The organism is Bartonella sp. AP4SXKL (assembly GCF_042195845.1).
In the GTDB taxonomy this organism is placed as follows: Bacteria; Pseudomonadota; Alphaproteobacteria; order Rhizobiales; family Rhizobiaceae; genus Bartonella.
Genome location: NZ_JBHIPA010000050.1, coordinates 1 through 1,430, shown reverse-complemented (window position 1 = coordinate 1,430; position 1,430 = coordinate 1). Strand labels below are relative to the sequence as shown.

Here is a 1,430-nt window from a genome sequence, read left to right as displayed (position 1 = left end):
CCTGTAATCTTTTTACCCCCAGCATCTATCCCAGAAATGATTATTTTCGGTCCACCTGTAATCACTAAGCCTGTTGCATCTAAGGTACTGCTTCCTGCATTTACTTTATTGACTGCGATTTCCTTAGCTAGATCAAATTTTATATTATTGTCTTCATCACCTTTTGTAATCGTAAGATTTGTACTTCCAGCGGAAAAATCTACCGCGCTGTCCATGATAACGCTCTTACCATCCTTACCCCCAACAGATAGTTTCCAACCACCATTTCTTACGACACTTTCTAAGTCTTTTAACTGTACAACATTTACTGCATCAGTAAGTTCACTACCAGCTGCTACACCTGTAATCTGCCGCGTTATGCCCTTACTAGAATTACCAACACTAACGGCACCCTGCGTACTTTTCCATTGCGCCTCGGCGCTTTGTGAAGGACCCTGCAACAAAGAAGTGTAACCCAAAGCAGAGGCAGCCCTATCAGATACAGAATCGCTTCCTAGAGCAACACTCCCTTCTGCCGTTGCTTCTGAATAAAAACCCAAAGCAGTAGCATTCTTTGCGGCTGACTTTGCACGATGTCCTATAGCAGTCGTAGCATATTCCAAAGCTTTAGAAACAGAACCAACAGCCGTTGAATAATCAGCCTTCGCAGTTGTATAATCATCTTTAGTATCTTCAGAACCTATTGCGATACTATGCTGGCCCAAAGAGTGCGCCGAGCGCCCTATAGAAATACTACTCAAACCTGTCGCCTCTGCTGCATACCCCAAAGCGATAGCATTTTTTGCTGTCGCCTGTGTAAAGGCACCTACACCAACACCATTATCAGCTGATACTGTTGCATTAGTACCAATACCAATCCCCTCATAATTTTCAACATCAGCTGATAAACCGATAGCTATCGCTCTTTCAGCTAACGCACGTGCAGCGTAGTAATAACAGTTTTTGCCTTCACAGTCTTGCTTATTGCCTATCGCAATAGACGACACAGAGGGCGCATTCGCCCCCTCACCCAACTCAATACCTCTGCCACCACCTCGCTGCAGTTGACTAACAGGAATGAGTTGTCTTGTTGTCAAAGCATTTGTCGTCAAAGCATTTATTGTGGAATTATTATCACTGTTACTAGAAAGAGTATTGATGAGAAAATTTGCGTAGTCACTGGCAACATCCACCTTAGGTGTCGTCGCAACACTCAACGCTGTTATATAATTTTCCTTTGATGCACTAGAAGCCTCTAAATCACTGTTATCGCCATCATAAGCAGAGATAACATTTTGTGGAGCTCCTACAACAGCGCTCTCGACACCTTCAAGGAACATTTTGCTTAAATCGACATTTGCCGAAAAACTAGGAGTAACATTCGATAAGAATGTAGCCGCTATAGCCAACGAAAGAACTTTAACAAAAGAAAAACGAGAACGTTTTAATTC

Annotated in this window: 1 pseudogene; it reads right to left on the bottom strand. The window is 42.9% G+C overall.

Annotation, left to right across the window (positions count from 1 at the left end):
* A pseudogene (locus ACFIMI_RS09590) lies at positions 1-1,430 on the bottom strand (hypothetical protein); the annotation flags it as partial.